This is a genomic window from Psychromonas aquimarina ATCC BAA-1526 (assembly GCF_000428725.1).
Classification (GTDB): Bacteria; Pseudomonadota; Gammaproteobacteria; order Enterobacterales; family Psychromonadaceae; genus Psychromonas; species Psychromonas aquimarina.
In genome coordinates this window covers 374,304-394,105 of the sequence record NZ_KE386792.1, presented here as the reverse complement: position 1 = coordinate 394,105, position 19,802 = coordinate 374,304, and the positions used below count along the sequence as shown (strand labels likewise).

Below are 19,802 nucleotides of genomic sequence, written 5' to 3'. Positions count from 1 at the left end.
AGTTGTGATTGTATTTAAGCCTATTGTTTCAATAGGTTTAAATACATTGAAGTCAGTCTTTAGCGTTAACTTTAAACACCTGTCAATGGAGTGAGATATGGAGGGATTTAAAATTAAGACCATCATTATGACCTTCATATTAGTTGTTGTTTTCAGTAACTCGTCACAGGCTTTAGCCGCCAGTAAGAATCAGAAACCGATCAAAATTATTATTAATAACTGGTCGAGCCAAATTGTTCTAGCAAAAATAACTGGTGAGATATTCCGAACACTTGGATACAAGGTTGAATATATAGCGTCTAAATCTAATGATCAGTGGTTTAGATTGAAATCCGAAAAATTACATGTGCAGGTTGAGGCTTGGGAAGGAACCATGGCTGTTAAAGTTAACCAGCTGCTCGAAGAAAAACGCATTATTGATGCAGGAAATCATGATGCTAAAACTAGAGAGGAATGGTGGTATCCAAGTTATGTTGAACAGCAGTGCCCAGGTCTGCCTGACTGGAAAGCATTAAATAACTGTGCTGAGTTATTCGCAACGCCGGAAACAACCCCCAAAGGGCGCTATCTTGGAGGTCCATGGGAAAAACGTGATAAGGTTAGAGTTAGAGCGCTAAGCTTAGATTTTGAAATTATTAGAGTAAAACATGGTGATGAATTATGGGTTGAATTAGAAAAAGCAGCTGCTCAGAAGAAGCCGATTGTATTATTTAACTGGACTCCTAACTGGGTTGATGCCCGCTATGATGGAAAATTTATAGAGTTTCCCGAATATACGCCTGCATGTGAAACCATTCCAGAATGGGGACTGAGTCAAAAATGGTTGTGGGACTGCGGTAATCCTACAGATGGATGGTTAAAAAAAGTAACATCTGTCAATTTTCCTGATGACTGGCCATGCGCTTTCAACACTTTAAAAAATATAAATTTTAATAATGAAATGCTTTCTGAAATAGCTGCCTTTATAGATGCGAATAATATGACCTATGACGAAGCGGCTAAGCAGTGGATTGACAGTTATCAAAAGCTCTGGCAAAGCTGGATACCAGTCAGCTGCGAAAAGTAAATATAGATACAGTGAATCTGCTGTTAACGTTTTCTAGAGTATGTATTTTTCACCATAGCCTTTAATAAAATCTCGGTTTTTACATGGGTAAAAAACAGCGGGCTGCGGAGTTGTGCAAATAATGAAGTACCACCGCCTAGCAAAACGGGAATTGTTGTAATAATCATCTTATCAATTAAGTCTTCGTTTAAGAAGTTTTGAATAGTTTTACCGCCGTCGATATATAAATTGTTAAACCCTTTATTATCTAAATCCTCGAGTACTTCACGTAAGGGGCCGTTAAGCAGCTGTATTTTATCCTGATAACCCTCGGGGATACTGCTCATTGAAGTACTTAATACAAAAACCGGTTTAGTGTACGGCCAGGGGCCTGCAAAAGCGGCCACTGTATCAAAGGTATTTCGTCCCATCACCAGAGCATCAATATCCTGCATAAAATCGGCAAAACCAAAGTCAGAATTCTCTGGATTAGGCGCGCAGTCAAGCCAGTCGAGTGTGCCGTTTTTGCCAGCAATATAGCCGTCTAAACTGCAGGCGATATACACAATATTTGTCATAATATTCCAGCTGAAAGTAAATAGAAAAGAGGGCTGGAAAGTTACAAACCCTCTTTAAATAAAAATGATTATAACCTTGCAGCGGCCAGCGTTGTACCGAAACCGATAAAAAGTCCACCGCTTATATAATTCAGCCACTTAGATATTTTAGCTGTGGTCAGCAGTGTTTTCAGCTTCGCTGCAAACAGGATCACCACTAAAAACCAGCCGGCAACAACCAGCGCCTGAACCAGACCTAAAATCAGGCTTTGTTCTAATATATGCTGCGGAGAAACAAACTGAGGAAAAATCGACAGATAAAACAGTACAATTTTGGGGTTGAGTAGATTAGTGAGCAGTCCTTTGTAGAAACTGCCGGCCAGAGACGGGTTAATGCCGCCCGGATCGGTTTTTAATTTCAGATTCGATATCTGTAAACCGTTTCTAATATTAGTCAGCCCCAGCCATAATAAATAAGCGACACCAAACCACTTAAAAATATGAAAAGCCAGAGATGATTGTGCCAGCAGCAGGCTTAACCCTTGTGCCGATACAAAAGCATGGACAAGAAAACCAAAACCTACACCTAATATATTGACAAAGGCAAGGCGTTTACCCTGTGCTAAAGAGGTGTACAAAATAAGCAGTGCGTTTGGGCCGGGAATAACTGCTAGTAAAAAAACGATGCCGGCGAAGGCAGTCAGGGTATCTATAGTCACTCTCTAAACTCCAGTAAGATATCATGCGCAGCCGCATGCAGGCACAGGCAGTGCCAGCTGAAAATATAACCCGGCAGCATTAAGTGTTCAACAGCCGGGTCTAATAATCTGCTTTATGTGCACTGTATAAAGTCTGTGCCGTCAGCCATAGATCGCCTATTTGACCGTTACCCACGGTTTTGCCGTCAATTTCAACAACCGGTGCAATCTCTTTACTTGAGCTTGTTAACCAGACTTCATCTGCATCAAAGACTTCATCCATAGTGACAATGCGTTCTTCGACTTTAATACTGCTGTGGCGGGAAAGAATATCAAGCAGCATAAAGCGTGTAATGCCGGGCAGTATCTGATTATCCAGAGGCGGAGTAATGACCACACTGTTTTTAACTATATATGCGTTGCATGCACTGCCTTCGGTCATTTCATTATTGTTATTAAACAGTATGGTTTCATTGCAGCCGCGGCTGAAGCCGTGCTGAAAATGCATCACATTACCTAAAAGCGCCGTTGATTTTATATTACAGCGCTGCCAGCGCAGATCTTCTGTGGTTGATACCTTATAAGCTTTCGCTTTACTTTTGTCTGCGATGTTCGCCGCCGGGATCTCAAAGGCAAATGCATAAATAGTGGCGGGTAGATCTTCAGGGTAAGCATGGAAGCGCTTAGTATCGGCGCCGCGGCTTATATGCAGATAAATGCCTAGATTGAGACCGCTGTTTTTTTCAATAAGTCTCTCACAAATTTCCCGCCATTCTCTCTGCTCTCGTCTGCAGTTTATGCCGATTAACTGCAGCCCCTCATTTAAGCGCTGGATATGCGGCGCAAAACCGACCAGTTTCCCATCGTAAGAGGGGATCACTTCGTAAATACCGTCTCCAAATAAAAAACCGCGGTCCATCGGTGAAATTTTAGCTTCCTGCATCGGCAGATACTCGCCGTTTAAAAATACAATGCTCATAAATAACCTTTTGAATAACCGTCTGATTATTTTGATTGTATAGGAAGAGCTGAGCAGATGCTTAAGCTGCTTCGCATTTTTGATAATTGTTCTGCGCCAGATAAAGTGTTTATCCGTTGATTTTTCAAATAGTTAAAGTGTAGGCGGGAAGTGTTTTTCTCGGACTTGATGAGAGTCCGAGAAATCGCTGTAGTTAGCGGCGTTGGAAAATTTTCTTAATAAATACACCAGCAGCTGCGGCTAAAAAGATGCCGAATTTTTTAAAGAAGATCAGGCCCATGGCTAAAAATCCGGTTTTTGCCAGCACTTTTCCGGCAACCAGCGCACCCAGACCGTAGGCCGCCATCTGATCAACCTGCGGGTCAAAATTTTCATATTTGGCATTCGCTTCAAATTCAGCGAGTGCTAGAACTGTGTCTAACTTCGATTCAATAAGCTGTTTCTGGTCAATTTGCGCAATAAAATTAAGCACCAGTACGCCTTTTCTGCCTAATACTCTTATGTTGTAATTAAGTGTATTAACAGGAGCATTGCCGAACCTGATTTCTTTAGCCCAGTGCAGTTTGTGGCTCTGCGCATCATAAAAAGGTGCTGAAGCCCATCCTATCAGTTCAACTTCTTCATAGCCCTGGTTAATACGTTCTTTACTGGCATCGGCTGTATCAGACTGCATCTGTTCTAACAGATCGGCATAATCAATCTTATTAGCGTCTTTATCGGAAACATAACCGTCTTCTTCGTATTCGATGGTGACTGCCCATGACTCCATATCAAATGGGGTTATGCCAGCTGGAAATAACATGCCGAGATTGTTTTTTTGAGGCGGGTTACCCCAGACATCAACGAGTATTTTATCGGCATCGGCCGGACTTAAATAATAAAAATCATCGGGAACATTTAATACAGCCGCTGCTCCCGGCAGTTTAATTTCTCCAGTCTGAGGGTTAAGAGAGTCTAATATTCCATCTGCCCATGCAGTGTATTGCTCCTCTTCGCTAAGCTCGTTTCCCGTGCCGGCACAAACAGCAAGCGGCGTTATTAATAACAGTGAAAGAAGCAGGTGTTTAATATTCATCAAAGTTCCTTTTTGATCTATTTTTAGTGATAAAAAAATCATTGTAACGGCCGTATTGTATTTTTCTGATGATTCATGTCAACATGATTTGATGTAGGTGATAAAAATATCATTTTTGTAAAAATATTTTTAGTTTCATGGGAAAGAGGCAGGGGACAAAAGCATGCTGGAAAAGCGGGATAGTAAAAAGAGAAACACTGCCTTTTAGCTGTGATAACAGAAAGGCAGGTTGTGCAGTTGAATTGTTATCTTATAAAACGCTCTGCTCAGCAGCTGAGACACTTTGTGTGCTTTGCGGCAGTTCATCGGAATTGAGCATGTAACGAGCCAGCCAGGCGGTGATCGGAATGGTTAATACGATGCCGACGCTGCCGGCTAATGCATGAATAATACTTAATGCAATGACCGGCGTATTGAGAAACTGGGTCAGCGGCATATCCAGTCCCCAGACCATCATGATGGTGGTTAGTGAGCTGCCTGCAAATGCCAGAATCAGTGTATTAGTCATAGTCCCCATAATATCACGGCCTATATTCATGCTCGACTGCATAAGCTGTTTCGGGCTGAGTTTAGGGTCGGCCGCCCGCAGTTCGTTATAAGCAGAAGCAATAGAGATGGCGACATCCATCACCGCGCCAAGTGCGGAGACCATAATAGCGACAAACATTAACCAGCGGATCTGAATCGGCTGGGTTGCCAGATAGATCACATCTTCACCTTTATCCAGATATATGCCGGACAAGTTCGCAAATTCACCGAACACCTGGGCCATAATTCCGGCAGCTATCACCCCCAGCAGGGTGCCGGCCATGGCACAGAAGCTCTTTTTGTTATAACCGGAGACTAGAATAAAGTTAACCACAATCTTTAATCCCATCAGTGCTATGGTGATCAGCACTGGATTCCATCCGGCAAATATCGACGGGATCAGTACGCCGACAATTAATGCGGCGGTGAAATATAAAGAAACAACAGAGTTCAAACCCTCTTTTCTGCCGAAGGATAACAGCAGCAGTAAAAAAGCCAGGCACATCCAGTAGATGGCGGTTGAACGTTTGTGATTATAAGCCCAGTAGACATCACCGTTAACCGTTTCCCGGACCATCATAATGAAATGATCACCTTCCTCGACCAGAACATTATGCTGACGGCTGAGCGGGTTGCTCACCTCGACCGTTTTCCCCTGCTGCTGACCTTCTAAAATTGTGGCGGTAAATATCTGCTTGCCGGTTTTAATCGACGGGACTCTGGCATCCGGCGCCAGATTGCTGGAGATAATACTGACCACCTGCGCTTCCACGAATTCCTGTTTAAGCGGGGACTGCGGGCGGAATGATTCACTCAGACTAGGAGAAAACTGAAATATCAGAGTGGAAATAAGGGTGATAAATATAGCAAATCGGTAGGTTCGAAGCATAGCATTGGTTACTTAGTTGAAAAACAATAAGGCAGAGCCTGACAGAATTATCTGTCAGACTCTGCGGGTATAAAAAAAATCAAAGCCCGCACAGGCGGACTTTGATTAAACGCCGCTTACTCGACGACACAACCTTGGTACACTTCCAGCGGAACCGCTGAATCTTTGTTTGGATTTGCGAAGTATGAACTGCTGTCATTAACATTCACTGCTTGTACAATCCCTGGATATTTAGGGTTGTCCATGTCAATGTTAATACAGATTTCTTTGTTAACCAGCTGGTTCCATAGAGCTTCTCCCGCACCGCCGTCGCTGCGCAGCGCAGTGATAGCACCATCTGCCTGGTATTGTTTAAATTCCCAGTTAGGGTTACTGAATTCTGATGCAGTAACACCGTTTTTGCTGATAACTTCTGCAGTCAGCATGTCACGGATAGCGTAAACCTGCTCGTTCACTGAATCGTAGAAAACATCCTCGGCAGATGCCCAGCCGAATTTCTTGATATTCGAGCCCCAGCGGTAACTGTTCAGTGCCACTTTATAAACTGCGTCTTTATCAAACGCTTTACCGTCGATATCAGAGATTTCGATACGGCTGCCTTCATTGGTAACCGTGTAAGTATCATCCATGGTCAGCGGCTCACCGGTCAAGTCCACAACAAAGTTAATGGCGCCGTCGAACTGATCGTACATATAAGCTTTAGCGCCTTTTTTGAACGATACAGTCAGGTCACCATCTTGATAACCGTTAAAATAAGCGTAGGACCATTCCATATAACGTTTCAGGTTTGCACCCGTCATGTTAATAGCGATCAGCGTATTATCGTACTTGTACAAGTTAGTAGAGTCTTTTTTGGCGTAATCCTGACCGTCAAGCAGATTCGAGCTGTCGGAGAATAAAGAAGCCGCTGAAATAGTTGCTCCTGATTTCTGCAGTTGAATCTGATTGATAAAGTCCATCAGCGGTGTATCAACAACTTTAGCGGTATGAATGGTTGAATATAAACGGCCGACTTCATTGTTGTAGTCTTCGCCGGTTGCTTCACCGCCGCCGCCGCCGGGTGTAAATACACCGGAAACTTTACCGATCACTTCCTGAGCATCAGTTTTAGCCATATCATCAACATACTTAAACTGTGCGCTTAAGCCCGGATCTTGAGTGACATTTTTAGAGCTGATATTTGCCAGAGTGGTATCAACCATCTCCCATTTGTCTGCATTTTTCTTCAGTTTAATATCAGCTCTGGCTAGTGCTGAACCCCATTTGCCCGGTTCCATGATCTTCACGCTCTGGGCGCGGTTAGATTCATTGTATGTTGTACCGGCAAGTGTTTTATCTTCGCTGGCGCCTTTACCGTCGGTTGAAATATCAGTACCTTCGGCAGCGTCGCCTTTAGCTACGCTTTCGATGTAGGTTGCATGTTCATGACCGGCTAAGATGACATCGAATTTATCGGCCATTTCTGCGGCAATTTTATGTACTCCGGCGCCGCCTTCTGCGCTGCGTCCGATATGGAAAGCACCGATAATAACATCCGGGCTGTGTTTATTGATCAGCTCATCAACAGCGGTGCGGGTAGAGGCCAGCTCTTCATCAAACTTTAGACCGGAAAAATGGCTTGGAGCTGATGCTTCCCAGTTCGGGATATTTGATGGAGACAAACCGACAATCGCTACTTTTGCGCCGTCTACTTCAAATACCTGGAAGGCACGAATATAGTTGGCATCGTTTGATTCCCATTTGATATTATTAGAAACGACTGCGCCGTTAAAATGTTTCAGATTACGATCAACAAAAGAGCGTTCAAAGTTAAATTCATGGTTGCCTGGAACCCATAGGTCAAAGTCTAATGCATTCAGTGTTGCTACTACAGGGTGAGTCGGGTCATCATTAAACAGCTGTGCTGAGTTACCCTGCACCGTGTCACCGATATCAAGCAGGATTATATTTGGATTAGCTGCTTTTTCTGCTTCCAGCAGAGTCGCAATTCGGGTTAAACCTGCATCGGAATCTTCGGCATCTAACGCATAATCATAACCGAAAATTCGCCCGTGAAGATCCGATGTTGCCCCTATGCTGATGGTAATTTCATCACCATCATCAACAACATTTTCACTTTTAACGATAATATCAGGTGTGTTGCTCAGTGTTTTACCTTCGGTTACAACCGGTGCATAACCATTGTCGGTAGTGACGATTTTTTCTATTACGGTTTCTTCAACGACGATTTTTTCGTTAGTGACAATTTTTTCGTCAGTTGAACATCCGCCCAACGCGGTAAGAACAGCTAAACACAGCACACTGCGGTTTATTAATTTCATTATAAATTCCATCTTATTAATTATAAATACAGAGAAAATATTATTAACCTTTTTTAACTAAGGTTATTTAACGCAGACAATTGTAAGGAAGTGTAACAATTGTGCCGTGATAGGTTTCACACATGGTATTGAATCATAACTGCTTGTTTGTGATAACCCTCGCATAACTGATTAAATGGCAGCGTTTCCATTAATCATATGAGCAGTGAGTGTCATTTGTTTTAACTGTCAGACGATCCGGTTGTAAAAATATTGGAGGTGTTTAAGGTTTAACAAGACTTAGCGCTAGAATGGGGGCTGTTTCACTTGGTTGGTTGGTAACATTTTGATTTTAAAGACATTGCTGATGTGATGGTGAGTGAGGTACACCCAGGCATATGAAGATGCACTTCATATGCCTGGTGATATATACCCGTTATAAGTTTTAAAAGCAGCGCAGGGCTGCAGTTAACAGGCTTATTTGATGTTTATATAAATGCAAGTTTAGCAATAAACACAACAGCCAGTACGTTCATACCGAAAGAAACGTCTTTAGAGCGTCCGGTAGCATGTTTGATAATGGCAAATGATAAGAAACCTAAAATAATGCCGTCTGCAATTGAGTAAGTAAGCGGCATCATAATTGCTGTGATAGCTGCCGGCACGTAGTCGGTAAACTCATCCCAGTTTACCTTGCTTAAGCTGCCGACCATTAAGAAAGCAACATAAATCAAAGCACCTGCAGTTGCATAACCAGGAACTATTTGTGCTATCGGCGCAAAGAACATGGCAGCTAGGAATAACAGGCCGACAACAACTGCGGTTAAACCCGTACGTCCGCCTTCTGCAATACCGGCATTACTTTCAACATAGCTGGTTACTGGAGGACAACCGATCATCGCACCGGCAACACTGGCAACACTGTCGGCAGTAAGCGCTTTATTGAGATTTTTAATTTTACCGTCTTTGTTATAAAAATTAGCACTGTCAGCAACACCGATCATCGTACCGGCAGTATCAAACATATTCACAAACAGGAAAGCTAAAATAATACTGACCATAGAAACATCAAGTGCACCCATCACATCCATCTGCATAAATGTTTTTGATAAGCCTGTTGGTAAAGACACCACCTGTTCCGGCAGTGCAACTAATCCCATTAGGGAGCTGACAGCAGTAATAATAATAATGCCGATCAGTACTGAGCCGAATACTTTACGCGATGCCAGTACGGCAATGATGATGAAGCTTAATGCGCCTAATACCACCTTAGGATCATGAAAGTCACCCATGGTAACTAATGTCGCCGGACTGGCTGTAATAATACCGGCGGCTTTTAAGCCGATAATACCTAGAAACAGACCTACACCAGCGGTCATAGCATAACGCAGGCTTGTTGGAATACTGTCAATGATCCAGCTGCGTAATTTAGTCACACTCATAATGACAAAAACCACACTGGAGATAAATACCGCGCCTAGTGCGACCTGCCAGGAATATTCCATCCCTTTTACAACAGCAAAGGTAAAGAAGGCATTCAGCCCCATACCCGGTGCTAAACCAACAGGCCAGTTTGCATAAAGGCCCATAAAGATACAGCCTATGGCCGCACTTAATGCCGTAGCAACAAATACTGCCTGGTAGTCCATACCGGCAATGGACATGATATCCGGATTGACAAAAAGGATGTAAGCCATGGTCACAAACGTTGTGATACCGGCAGTTACTTCAGTTTTTATATTAGTATTGTGGGCTTTTAATTTGAACAGCTTTTCCATTAAGGATGCAAAAGCGGAGGTTTTGATTGATTCTGTATTAGGTGTAGATTGACTAGCCGTTTCCATGGGGATAACTCACTTTTTTTTCATCACCTTCAAGATATCTCCTGATTATGTTCAGGAAGACAGATAAAGATGACTGGTCGTTTAATAAACAACGGTCTGCTCAGCAGAAAAGTGGAAAGTTCTGAGCTGACAAATTATTAAATAACCCGGGTTAAAATTAGGTAATGAATACCTGTTATTTATTCACATTTGTGAACGGGCGGGATTATGGGGCAATTCGTTAAGGATTGAAATATATTTATGTAAAAATCATGTTTTCATCATAACTCTGTGAAATGTGAACTGACGTGTTTTTTACTGCGGATAAAAGATCTGCTTCTGCAGTTGTGCTTCTCTGCCGCACTGAAGCGTATTTCGCTTCTAGAATACAGTCGGAATTATTTTTTGTGTAAATTCAACAATAAAGGCCCTGCACTCATACAAATCCGTACAAACAGATACCAAGACATACACAAAAAAATACCTCGCTAACCTATAATCAGCTGCTCTAAAACAAAGTCCAAAACAGTCAAATATGACTATCTTTTAATCCCGTAGGATCATTTTACTATGCTGTTATTAAATAACGAAAACAGTCATTCAGTTACTACAAAGGTTATCTCACAGTCCATTTTTAATTCTTCAGCTCCCTATAAAGCTATTGCTTCTTATGCTTATCCCGACAGTCTAAAAAACCGGTTAAAATGCCGGCTGCGCATGAAAGTGCACAAGAAAAGCACCCGTCATCTACTTGAACTTTATCAGGAACAGCAGTTAGAGTTATTTGTCTCCCGTTACCCGGAACAGCTGGTTAAACATCTTAGGCCTTATTTTTCAGTTGTTTCAACGCCTCAGCAGCGTATTGAGATAATGACTAACCATTATCAGTTATTAAGGCTGCGTCTTGCCCACTGGATTCAGCCTGCTTATTTAGAAGAAGGGCTGTTAATTACTGATCTAGATGATGAATTTTCTCTAGTCATTAAATTTGAGCCGACATTTCGCCGTGAAGGGGAGTTGACATTGTCGGTGATAAACCGATCGGGGCAGCGTGTATACAGCTGTGCTTTTGTCCTTAGCGGCTGCCTGTTGCAGTGTTCAATGATTATGACAGCAATTCAAGGCCCGGAACCTAGTATTGAAGATCCGATGGCTGTTGTTCGTGATTTAACAAAAGCTGCACACGGATTAAGGCCCAAACCGCTGCTTATTACAGTGATGAAGCTTATTGCTAAGGCACTGGGAAGTGAGGAAATATACGCTTTAAAAAGCCATGCGCATGTTTACAATTGTCGAAAATACCGTAAGAAGTTCTGCAGAATAAAGTTCGATTACGATGCTTTGTGGCAGGAGCATGACGGCAGGCATTTTAACGATACCATGATGACGCTGCCGACATCTATGAAATTACGGGCGATTAAAGAGATTAAGCGTACCCGGCGTGCTCAGCATCGCCGCCGTTATCTATGGTTAGAAGAGTTAGAACAAAAAATTACACTGCTCACACACTGTGATTAATGAGGCCGGGCGGTTTCAGGAGCCTTTGTTCTTAGTTTTGGTTGTTATGATGTGGACAGTACAGATAATTTAATGTCTGTGCTGAAAAGTACGGCTTGTATTTATTTTTCTGTAAACTCAAAAGTAAAATCCCAGTTATCAGGGGGCTGCGTTGTTTGAAAAATCTGAATCCGCTGTCGGTATATCCGACAAAATTCGCTGTCTTTGATTAATTCTAATTGATCCAGCTGCTCCTGTGCTTTTTTCCAATTTTGAGCTCGGTAAGCGCTTAACATAACACTGCATATTTCAATTTCGAGCCACTGTGACTGGCTGATTTGTGACAACAGAGCAACAGGTCTGAAGATCGCGACTGCATTCTGTTTACCCTTTACCCGGACCCGGTCAATCTCCTGATAAACAAAGCTGTCAGCGGCATTCCGGGTTGATTCGCTGACTAAGACAGGTAAATCATAAAATTTAGTCAGACCTTCAAGCCTTGAAGCCAGATTAACATCATCACCGATAACGGTGTAATTAAGGCGGTCGGGAGAGCCCATATTACCTGCAACTACCCGGCCGGTATTTAAACCAATACCTATTTTTATCGCTTTGCCGAATTTATCTTTATTTAGTTTCTGCAGCACCTGATTCATTGCCATTGCCGTGGCAACTGCATTATGCGCGTCATTACCATGGTTAACGGGGACACCAAAAAGAGCCATAATGGCGTCACCTATATATTTATCAATAACCCCATGATTAAATTCAATAACCGAACTCATTTCGGTTAAATAAACATTTAACATGGCTAATATTTCCTGTGCCGCGGCACCCTCACAAAGGCTGGTAAAGTCTCGAATATCGGAAAATAATACGGTCGCCAGTTTTTCTTCGCCGCCTAACTCTATTTTTCTGCACAGAAGCTCCTCTGCAACTTCTTTAGAGACAACTTTTCCCAGCAGGTTTCTGACTTTTTCTTTTTCTTCGAGTCCTTTTGCCATCTGGTTAAAGGAGCCGGCCAGCTGGCCTATTTCATCTTTCTGCCCAGTGATTATTTTTGTGCGGTAATCACCCTGTTCAATCTTCTGCACACTGAGTGTTAAGGCCTTAACCGGTTTGGTTACTTTTCTGGCAATAAATAAAGCGCCGAACAAAGACAGCAGCAGTCCTAACAGCATTAATATCTGTAATGTCTGTTTGAGCCTTAAGTAAGGTTTTAATGCCTGATCCAGCGAACGCTGCAGCATGGCGATAACGGTTTTATTTTCTGCCAGCCGGGTATATAAAACGATATATTCTTCGCTCTCCAGAGTGAAAGTCTGCCCCTGATTAAAAGACAGTTCCTGCAGCCGGTTTTTGTGTTTTAAGGCGCTGGTTTTATCTTTATCAAGTGTGCTTCTAGTGAGCTCCCAGTGCCTGCTGTCAGAGGAAACAAAGAATGAAATTTCACTGTTGATCATCATTTTCAGATCATCGGCAACCTGCTGATCGATAGCAAAACCTAATAATATCCAGGCATTAATATCGGGGGAAAGATAGGGCACTACAATTATCTGAAAAGGCAGATTATCGATCAGAACGACCCCGGTCGCTTCGGCATAATCATTCTGCTCTGCCTGTTCAATCAGCTCCGGCCAGGCAACGGTTTCTTTTTTTAGATCCGGGCTGCGGGTATCGGCGATAATTTTTAAATCTAAATCAACCAGTAACATAATGTCGGCATCTTCAATACGCTGTAAGTGATTTTCCAGGGCGGATAAAATTGTAGGTCGATCACCAGAATAAAATGCCGGTTTAAAAGCATAATCCGAAGAGATCAGTCTGGCATGCTGGAACAGATTGCGTGTTCTTTCTTCAAGCAGCCGGTTAAATACACTTGCACCGAGTTGTAGATTTTCTTTAATAACCAGCTTGGCATTACGAATATTCGCGTCATTAACGGCCGTAAAGACGAGCAGCTGCAGCAGCGCCAGCAGCGCAACAAAAAAGACGATCAGACGGGTTTGAAAGCGTTTAAATACTATCATAATGCCGTCTTATGGTTAGCCGGAGGGCGTATAGCGGGGTTTGCTTTTTTTTCTTTTCTTGATTAACTGTTTGAGCTGCAGTCTGATTTTTATTGTTTCAATAGAGTCCTGCTGCAGTTTAATCTCACGGGAGATAAGTGCTGTTTTCAAGCGCGGATGCCAGATATCAACCCGGTAGGTTTCTTCCGTCAGATCCTTGATGGAAGCTCTACCTTTGCTGTCGGTTAACGCTGTAAAAGGTGTCTCACTGATATAAACGTAGCCGCGCATCCAGTCGTGAATGTTGCAGCCTAAAGTAACTGTACCTGCGCGGTTAAATTCGACCGGCGGTGCTGTACTGCCTTTATAAAGCGGCAGTTCAAACTGTTTAGCTTTGGAAAATGAATAAACATGATGCCTTATATTATCTTTATTGGGAAACTTGACTGATGAGCCTTTGCTGATGATGACAACGCGGGGGATATATTCTTTATTAATCTGATCAATGACTTTTGTCTGTTTAACTGTTTCAGCTTTAGAAAATAACGGCGTCGCAGTAATAACCGCATTTTCCACGGGTCTGCTCTGTTGATTAATCGCCTGAATCTTTAATACTGCCGCCGCCGCCGGGCCGCCGACAGTCAAGCAGATAAAAACAGTTAACATCCTGCTTAGCAGCGGCAGGCAGCGGTAAAAAAACATTTACCCTCCTAAAAAATTCACTGGAGACCTGTCGAGTATAGGCCAGATTGACTGATTAAGAATGAGTTGTCAGGTGCTTGATATGTAATGACAAGAATAGGGCGGGATATACGCTGACAAAAAAAGACCGCCTCGCGGGCGGTCCTTTGATTTATCTGTGTTTTTCCAGCTTAGAACTTTAACTCCAGGTTAAGCTCTTTATCGAACTCAGGAAGTTTGATGTGCAGCTGTGTACCCTGCTGCACAAATTTCAGGCCGCCTAAGTTTGAACTAACCCTTTTAACTTTCTGGTCTGAAGGTAATATCCAGTTGATAGTATCAATGGTTAATTTACTGCCCGCAACGCGGGAAAGCTGTACTTGTTTATTTCTGCTGTGCATCTGAATCTGCTGGTACTTGCCCTGCTGGTAAGCACTGCTCGCGCCGTCATCGTCATACCAGGTAAACTGCTGCTGACCAAAGCCGAATATTTTTAAGCTGTTATCTTTATTGGTGCTTTGCGGAATCAGTGCACCTTGTTTAGCAAATAACGGCAGAGTGAGAATGTTATTAATATACAGATCCTGTTTAAACCACTCTCCTTGAGAAACAACGCGTTTTCCTGAGCGGAAGTCAAACCAGGTACCTTTAGGCAGGTAAGTCGAGCTGTCTTTCTGTCCCTGCTCTGCGACGGATGAACCAACTAGAAACGGACCGATCATTTTAATCTGACCTAGGTTTTTAGCCTGCTGATCATCAGGGTAGTAGTACTCCAGAGACGGGAAAAGCGGTTCTGCCTGTGAATAAGCACGGTAAGCTAATGAATAATAATACGGCAGCAGTTGATAGCGCAGCTTGATGCTGGCGCGGTTACTGTCCATATCACCGATACGGTCCGGCGTTGTTTCTTTGCAGTTACACAGGTTTTCTGTGTGTGCTCGTACCGGTACTTCATAAAGGCTTGAATAGGCAAACCACTGCGTATACAGTTCGTCCATGGCCTGCTCTTTAGTCTGCTCCATATCTGAATTGAGCAGTGCTTTACGGTGGAAACCGCCGATATCAGAGCCGTAATAATCTAAACCGGACCACATCATATGTGTCTGCTGCGGCATCTGCGCCGCCAGAGACGCATAATCGCTGCCGATATCGCCGGACCAGATAACAGCACCTAATGCCTGCATACCTATGCCGCCCGAGCGGGACATCATAAACGGACGTTTTTCAGGATTATTACGCTGATAACCGTCATAAATGCTCTGCAGCCAGATCATGTTAAATGAATTATGAATCATCTCATGATCCAGTCCGTCACTGTATTTGAAATCAGGATTATGCATTTCCGGCTCACCAAGGTCGGTCCAGTGACCGGTCACACCTGCATCAACCAGAGCCTGACGGCGGTAGTCATGCCAGAAATCCCGGCCTTCCTTATTGCTCCAGTCCATCATGCCGCCATGTCCCCACCATGCACCTTCCTCGGTTACATCCAGGCTGTTTCCCTTATTGTCATGAGCAAGAAAACCGCGTTTATCCAGCTCCTTGTATTCATCCAGGCCCTTGCTGATATAGGATTCTTCGATCACTATCATATCAATATCAGCTTTCTTGTAGGCCGCGATTTTATCTACCGGCTTAGGAAAGTTTTTCAGATCCCAGGTGAGGCTGCCCATCTGGCTGTCCGCATCTTCGGTAATGCCGCCGAACCACTGCAGATCCAGTACTGCACCGCTGACCGGAAAGTTGTTTTTCTTTAGTGTTGCAATTTTATCATCAAGCTCTGCCCAGTTTTCATAACCGTATTCTGAAACCCATAAACCAAATGCTGATTTAGGCGGAAGCAGAGGAGTACCGGCCATTAACATATAGCTGCGGCGAATGTCGGCAAGGGTTTTACCGGTAAGCACGTGAACTTTAAAATCACCGCCTTCTACGCTGAGCTTATAAGGCGCTTCACTAAAATCCCAGCTTTGCGGGTAGCGGTTATCGAGAATAAGTGCAAAAGGCTGTTTATGTGCGCTTTCAGGAAAATCGAAATAGGCAATCGGGAACAGGGTATTACCATTGTAGCCGCGGTTGAATCCGCTCATGGTGTTTTTACCGTTTCTAGTATCGCCTATGCGGTTTGCCGTAGTAACACCCGGATTAACAAACTCTTGTCCCAGACCAAGTATCGAATCTGCATCGGTTTTCAGATAAGCGCTTTTGCTTTCACCGTTCTGCGAGCCTGAGCATAACTCAAACAGCTGTACGTTTTTTGATGTAACCTGCATACACTGGTTACGGAAAGAGGCTTTCAGCTGCTGCGTTTTATTGATCTCTGGTAACTGCAGCCAGCTTTGTTGAGTAAATGTATTTTCATCCTGCTGATAATCACCGTCACTGATAACCAGGCTCAGCAGCGGGTTTCTGCCTTCAATACCGTAGCTGACCGCCGGCATCTCGGCTTTGCCGGTTAATGTTTCCGCCATGGCATGCTGTTTGCCTATCGCCGTCTCCAACGCATGTTCAAATTCAGCACGGTTATTAAAGACAACATTACGCAGCGTTTTAAGGCTATTCTGCTCTTCTTTGCTTAACTGTTTACGCAGCTTGAATAAAGCCGCACCATTGAGTTTATATGTCTGTTCATTAGCCAGCCATTGAATATCTGCCCAGCTCTGGCTGCTGAATAATATGGTTAAAAATAATACAAAAATACGCATGACCCAGTCCCTGTTAAAATTTTGTTTATTTATTGAATGTTATACGCCGAAAAGATAATGTTTTTGCTTCTGTGGTTCAAGCATATTTGGCTCTATCATTATGTTTTTAAAGAGAGTTGTGAGCTGGCTTTGTTCTTGTTTAAGGTGCCTTAATGAGGGTAAACGTTTACTCTGGCTGGTGTACTTGGCTTTATAGAGGAAGCTTACTCTGCTGTCCAAGTAATGCGCCTGCTAATAATTTTTCAGCACTGTTTCGGATGAGATAAAAGACTTTGTTTATAGCGAGTTGCAGGAATGCAGAAAGGAGTTTTTACACCATGTAAACGCTGACAATATTATCTGCGCCTTTTTTCTGAATTTACCTATAAGAACAGCAAAGCAGCTTATCCTTTGAGATCTATACTGAAATACATGCTGCATTTCTAAGTTTAATGCGGCTGATATTGAATTCTGCTGAAAAGTTCGGCTGTTCTGCCTTTCTCGGGTTTTCCTATGACTCAGCAGGAAAAGGGATTGATTAATGAAAGGATTAAAACGCATTATAGTCAGCATAGTTTGCTCCGTACTGCTGATTATGCTGTTATCAAGTAATGTAAAAGACAATAGCAATATAACAATTGTTATTGCTACAACACCAGCTGCAGGATCAGCTGCAGGCCCGCTTTTTTATGATGAAAATATTGGAAGATTAAGCGATAGACCAGGTTATCGCGCCGAACTGCTGCTGCAGGCGGGGAAGTTATGCCATGCTGATATTAAATTTACCTTAGTTCCATGGAAGAGGGCGCTTCATCTTGTTGAGCACGGCGGTGCAGATGCCGCATTTTCTTCCAGCTATAAAACAGAGCGGGCTGTCTACGGCGCTTATCCCATGAAAGACGGAAAACCCGATACCTATCGGGCTATAAGAGGTTACTCCTACCTGTTGTTTATTCATAAGATGAGCGATTTAAAGTGGGATGGAAAAAAGATAAGCGGATCGGGCAAAAAAATTGCTGTAGAACGCGGCTCTGCGGGTGTTGATATAGTAAAAAATCTCGGCCTGCAGCCCGTAGAGTTGAATAATGAGCAGCATATGCTGCAGATGCTGACTGCCAGGCGGGTGGACGGCATGGCTACTATTGAAGGCAATGTTAAAGCAGTCATTAATCGTGAGCCGCTTTTTGCCCGGCAGATTGAAATACTGCAGCCTGCGATCAAATCAAAATACGGCTACCTTATGTTTTCTAAAGACTTTTATGGTAAACATACACAGTTGACTGAGTGTATCTGGAATGCCGTTGGTGATATACGTGCTTCAGCACAATATAAGGCGCTGGTTAAATCCTACAACACCTCAAAATCAAGTGATTAGTTCAGTCAGGCAGGTGTCGAATCTTTGATTGAATAAAGCACAGCGGCCGCAGGATTGCCCTGCAGCCGCGGTATTACATTTTTTATTAAGCGTACATAGGCACCAGCAGCATAGTCCCTAAAACTACTGTGATCAAACCGAACAATACTGGAACGGAAGTACGTTTAACCACTTCAAAGGGACTGATTTTAGCCATACCCGAGGTTGCCACAATCACGCCCGAGACCGGTGAAATGGTACGGCCCAAATTTGATGCCTGGAGCATTGGAATAATAAGGTAAGCCGGGCTTAGGCCTAATTTAGCCGCAAGTGTCGGGGCGAGTTCTACAAAAGCATAAAACGGCGCGTTACCTGAGCCTGTTGCGATAGCCGCGACAACCGTTATTAAGGTCAGCAGAATCATTAATGCGAAACCGCCTGCGCCTGCGGCTTCAGCCAGACCGATCAGGTTATCAATTGCTCCGATTGACATTAACCCCTGTGCAAACACCCCCGCTCCGATCAGCAGCATTACCACGCCTTTAAAAGCATCTGCCATGCCTTCGTAACACACTTCTAAACCTTCGAGCGTTTCTTTACCGTTAAAGCGTCTAGTAAAGTATTCAACCATCACGCCTATAAATATCGACAGAACAACGATAGTGTAGATATCTAGTTCCAGGCCGGGAATGGTTTTACCATTGAAAACAAAAACACCGACGATCGGCAGGAACGGCAGGATAGAGTAATAAGCCGGTGCCGTTATTTTTATATGAGAGACATCCAGTTTCTCCATGGGGGTATTTTCTTTTTTATCTAAATACTTATTCCAGAAGAAGGCGGCAGCCGCCATAACGATAATTGCACTGATTGATACCGGCAGTACCGTTTCCACAGAGAATACATGCAGCGGTATACCCGATTTTTCAGCCGCGATAACCACGTCACCCGATGTGGGAGAAAGTATAATCGCCGCTGGTGATGCACATACTGCTACAGCTGCCGGACGGGATATGCCCATCGCGGTCATCATCGGGAATAAAGTGGCCATTAACAGCACACCCAGACCCGTTGCAGAGCTTACTGCCAAGGACATTAAGCAGGCAACGATGTAAGCTGCTACTAATAATACGTAGGGAGATTTAATAAATGCCAGCGGATGGGAGAATTGTTTCACCACCACATTGTTGGCGCCGATATGCGTCATGTAGGTTGCAAAACCACATAACAGCATGATCTGCATACCTAAACCGCCGCCGCGGTACTGCAGCATGTATTTCACAAATTCCAGTGTATCCAAGAAAGAGTTACCCGTGCTTGCGACATTTTCCGGTAAAACCGTATGCCCCATAAAACCTGTGATGATTAATAGAAGCATACCTGCACTGAGCAGAACTCCTGCAGGTTTATACTCTTTAACGATGAAGTAACCGACAACTATTGTGACCACCAGGCCGATAAATAGCTCTAACATAAAAAAACCTTATTATTATTGTTGGATTTCATATGGTGTTGATTTTTATGTAATAAATCAAATGAATTGATTCAATATTATGTGATCTGCAAGTAACTTATTCCTAGTAATTTGGCGGACATGTTTTGTCTGCTGTTTTATCCGTCAAAGCACGACCATTAAATGCTCTTTCTGGCATTCTTCAGCTATAAATTTCTGTTTAGTTTTGG

At 43.3% G+C, this 19,802-nt stretch carries 14 protein-coding genes; 3 read left to right on the top strand and 11 right to left on the bottom strand.

The window, feature by feature from the left end:
* Positions 1 to 97: 97 nt before the first annotated feature.
* Positions 98 to 1,066 carry an ABC transporter substrate-binding protein gene (locus G337_RS0123300; RefSeq protein WP_028865980.1) on the top strand — a complete coding sequence of 323 codons (969 nt, stop codon included), beginning with the start codon at positions 98 to 100 and terminating at the stop codon, positions 1,064 to 1,066.
* A gap of 23 nt (positions 1,067 to 1,089) precedes the next feature.
* Here G337_RS0123300 and G337_RS0123295 read toward each other — a convergent pair whose 3' ends face one another.
* The 7 genes from G337_RS0123295 to G337_RS0123260 form a co-directional block, all read right to left on the bottom strand.
* Entirely contained in the window at positions 1,090 to 1,623 is a 534-nt protein-coding gene (locus tag G337_RS0123295; protein WP_028865979.1) for a dihydrofolate reductase family protein, read from the bottom strand.
* Positions 1,624 to 1,691: 68 nt separating this feature from the next.
* On the bottom strand, positions 1,692 to 2,321 hold the full coding sequence (locus G337_RS0123290; protein ID WP_028865978.1) for a LysE family translocator: 630 nt from the start codon (positions 2,319 to 2,321) through the stop codon (positions 1,692 to 1,694).
* A 100-nt stretch (positions 2,322 to 2,421) separates the two neighbouring features.
* A complete protein-coding gene (locus tag G337_RS0123280; RefSeq protein WP_028865977.1) occupies positions 2,422 to 3,279 on the bottom strand; it encodes an aminotransferase class IV in 858 nt (285 codons plus the stop codon).
* 193 nt (positions 3,280 to 3,472) lie between these two features.
* A complete protein-coding gene (locus G337_RS0123275; RefSeq protein ID WP_028865976.1) occupies positions 3,473 to 4,354 on the bottom strand; it encodes a DUF2167 domain-containing protein in 882 nt (293 codons plus the stop codon).
* A 250-nt stretch (positions 4,355 to 4,604) separates the two neighbouring features.
* Positions 4,605 to 5,771 (bottom strand): YibE/F family protein, encoded by a 1,167-nt coding sequence (locus tag G337_RS0123270; protein ID WP_028865975.1) that lies wholly within the window; start codon positions 5,769 to 5,771, stop codon positions 4,605 to 4,607.
* Between the two features lie 116 nt (positions 5,772 to 5,887).
* On the bottom strand, positions 5,888 to 8,092 hold the full coding sequence (locus G337_RS27240; RefSeq protein WP_051303565.1) for a bifunctional metallophosphatase/5'-nucleotidase: 2,205 nt from the start codon (positions 8,090 to 8,092) through the stop codon (positions 5,888 to 5,890).
* Between the two features lie 467 nt (positions 8,093 to 8,559).
* Positions 8,560 to 9,915, bottom strand: coding sequence for an NCS2 family permease (locus G337_RS0123260; RefSeq protein ID WP_037028475.1), 1,356 nt, complete (start codon positions 9,913 to 9,915; stop codon positions 8,560 to 8,562).
* A 549-nt stretch (positions 9,916 to 10,464) separates the two neighbouring features.
* Between G337_RS0123260 and G337_RS0123255 the strand changes: the two genes are divergently transcribed.
* The gene (locus G337_RS0123255) at positions 10,465 to 11,412 is read left to right on the top strand and encodes a DUF535 family protein (RefSeq protein WP_028865973.1); all 948 of its coding nucleotides are present in this window, start codon (positions 10,465 to 10,467) and stop codon (positions 11,410 to 11,412) included.
* A 101-nt stretch (positions 11,413 to 11,513) separates the two neighbouring features.
* Here the strand turns inward: G337_RS0123255 and G337_RS0123250 are convergent, their stop codons facing one another.
* The 3 genes from G337_RS0123250 to G337_RS27235 form a co-directional block, all read right to left on the bottom strand.
* Positions 11,514 to 13,421 (bottom strand): adenylate/guanylate cyclase domain-containing protein, encoded by a 1,908-nt coding sequence (locus tag G337_RS0123250; RefSeq protein ID WP_028865972.1) that lies wholly within the window; start codon positions 13,419 to 13,421, stop codon positions 11,514 to 11,516.
* Positions 13,422 to 13,436: 15 nt separating this feature from the next.
* Complete coding sequence (locus G337_RS0123245; RefSeq protein WP_028865971.1) at positions 13,437 to 14,102, bottom strand: methylamine utilization protein; 666 nt, start codon at positions 14,100 to 14,102, stop codon at positions 13,437 to 13,439.
* Positions 14,103 to 14,272: 170 nt separating this feature from the next.
* Entirely contained in the window at positions 14,273 to 16,786 is a 2,514-nt protein-coding gene (locus G337_RS27235) for a TIM-barrel domain-containing protein (RefSeq protein WP_051303563.1), read from the bottom strand.
* Positions 16,787 to 17,306: 520 nt separating this feature from the next.
* On the opposite strand from G337_RS27235, the gene G337_RS0123235 reads away from it, so the two are divergent.
* A complete protein-coding gene (locus tag G337_RS0123235) occupies positions 17,307 to 18,140 on the top strand; it encodes a substrate-binding periplasmic protein (protein ID WP_028865970.1) in 834 nt (277 codons plus the stop codon).
* Between the two features lie 85 nt (positions 18,141 to 18,225).
* Here the strand turns inward: G337_RS0123235 and dcuC are convergent, their stop codons facing one another.
* Positions 18,226 to 19,593: an anaerobic C4-dicarboxylate transporter DcuC gene (dcuC, locus tag G337_RS0123230; protein ID WP_028865969.1), complete on the bottom strand. Its 1,368-nt coding sequence runs from the start codon at positions 19,591 to 19,593 to the stop codon at positions 18,226 to 18,228.
* Positions 19,594 to 19,802 lie beyond the last annotated feature (209 nt).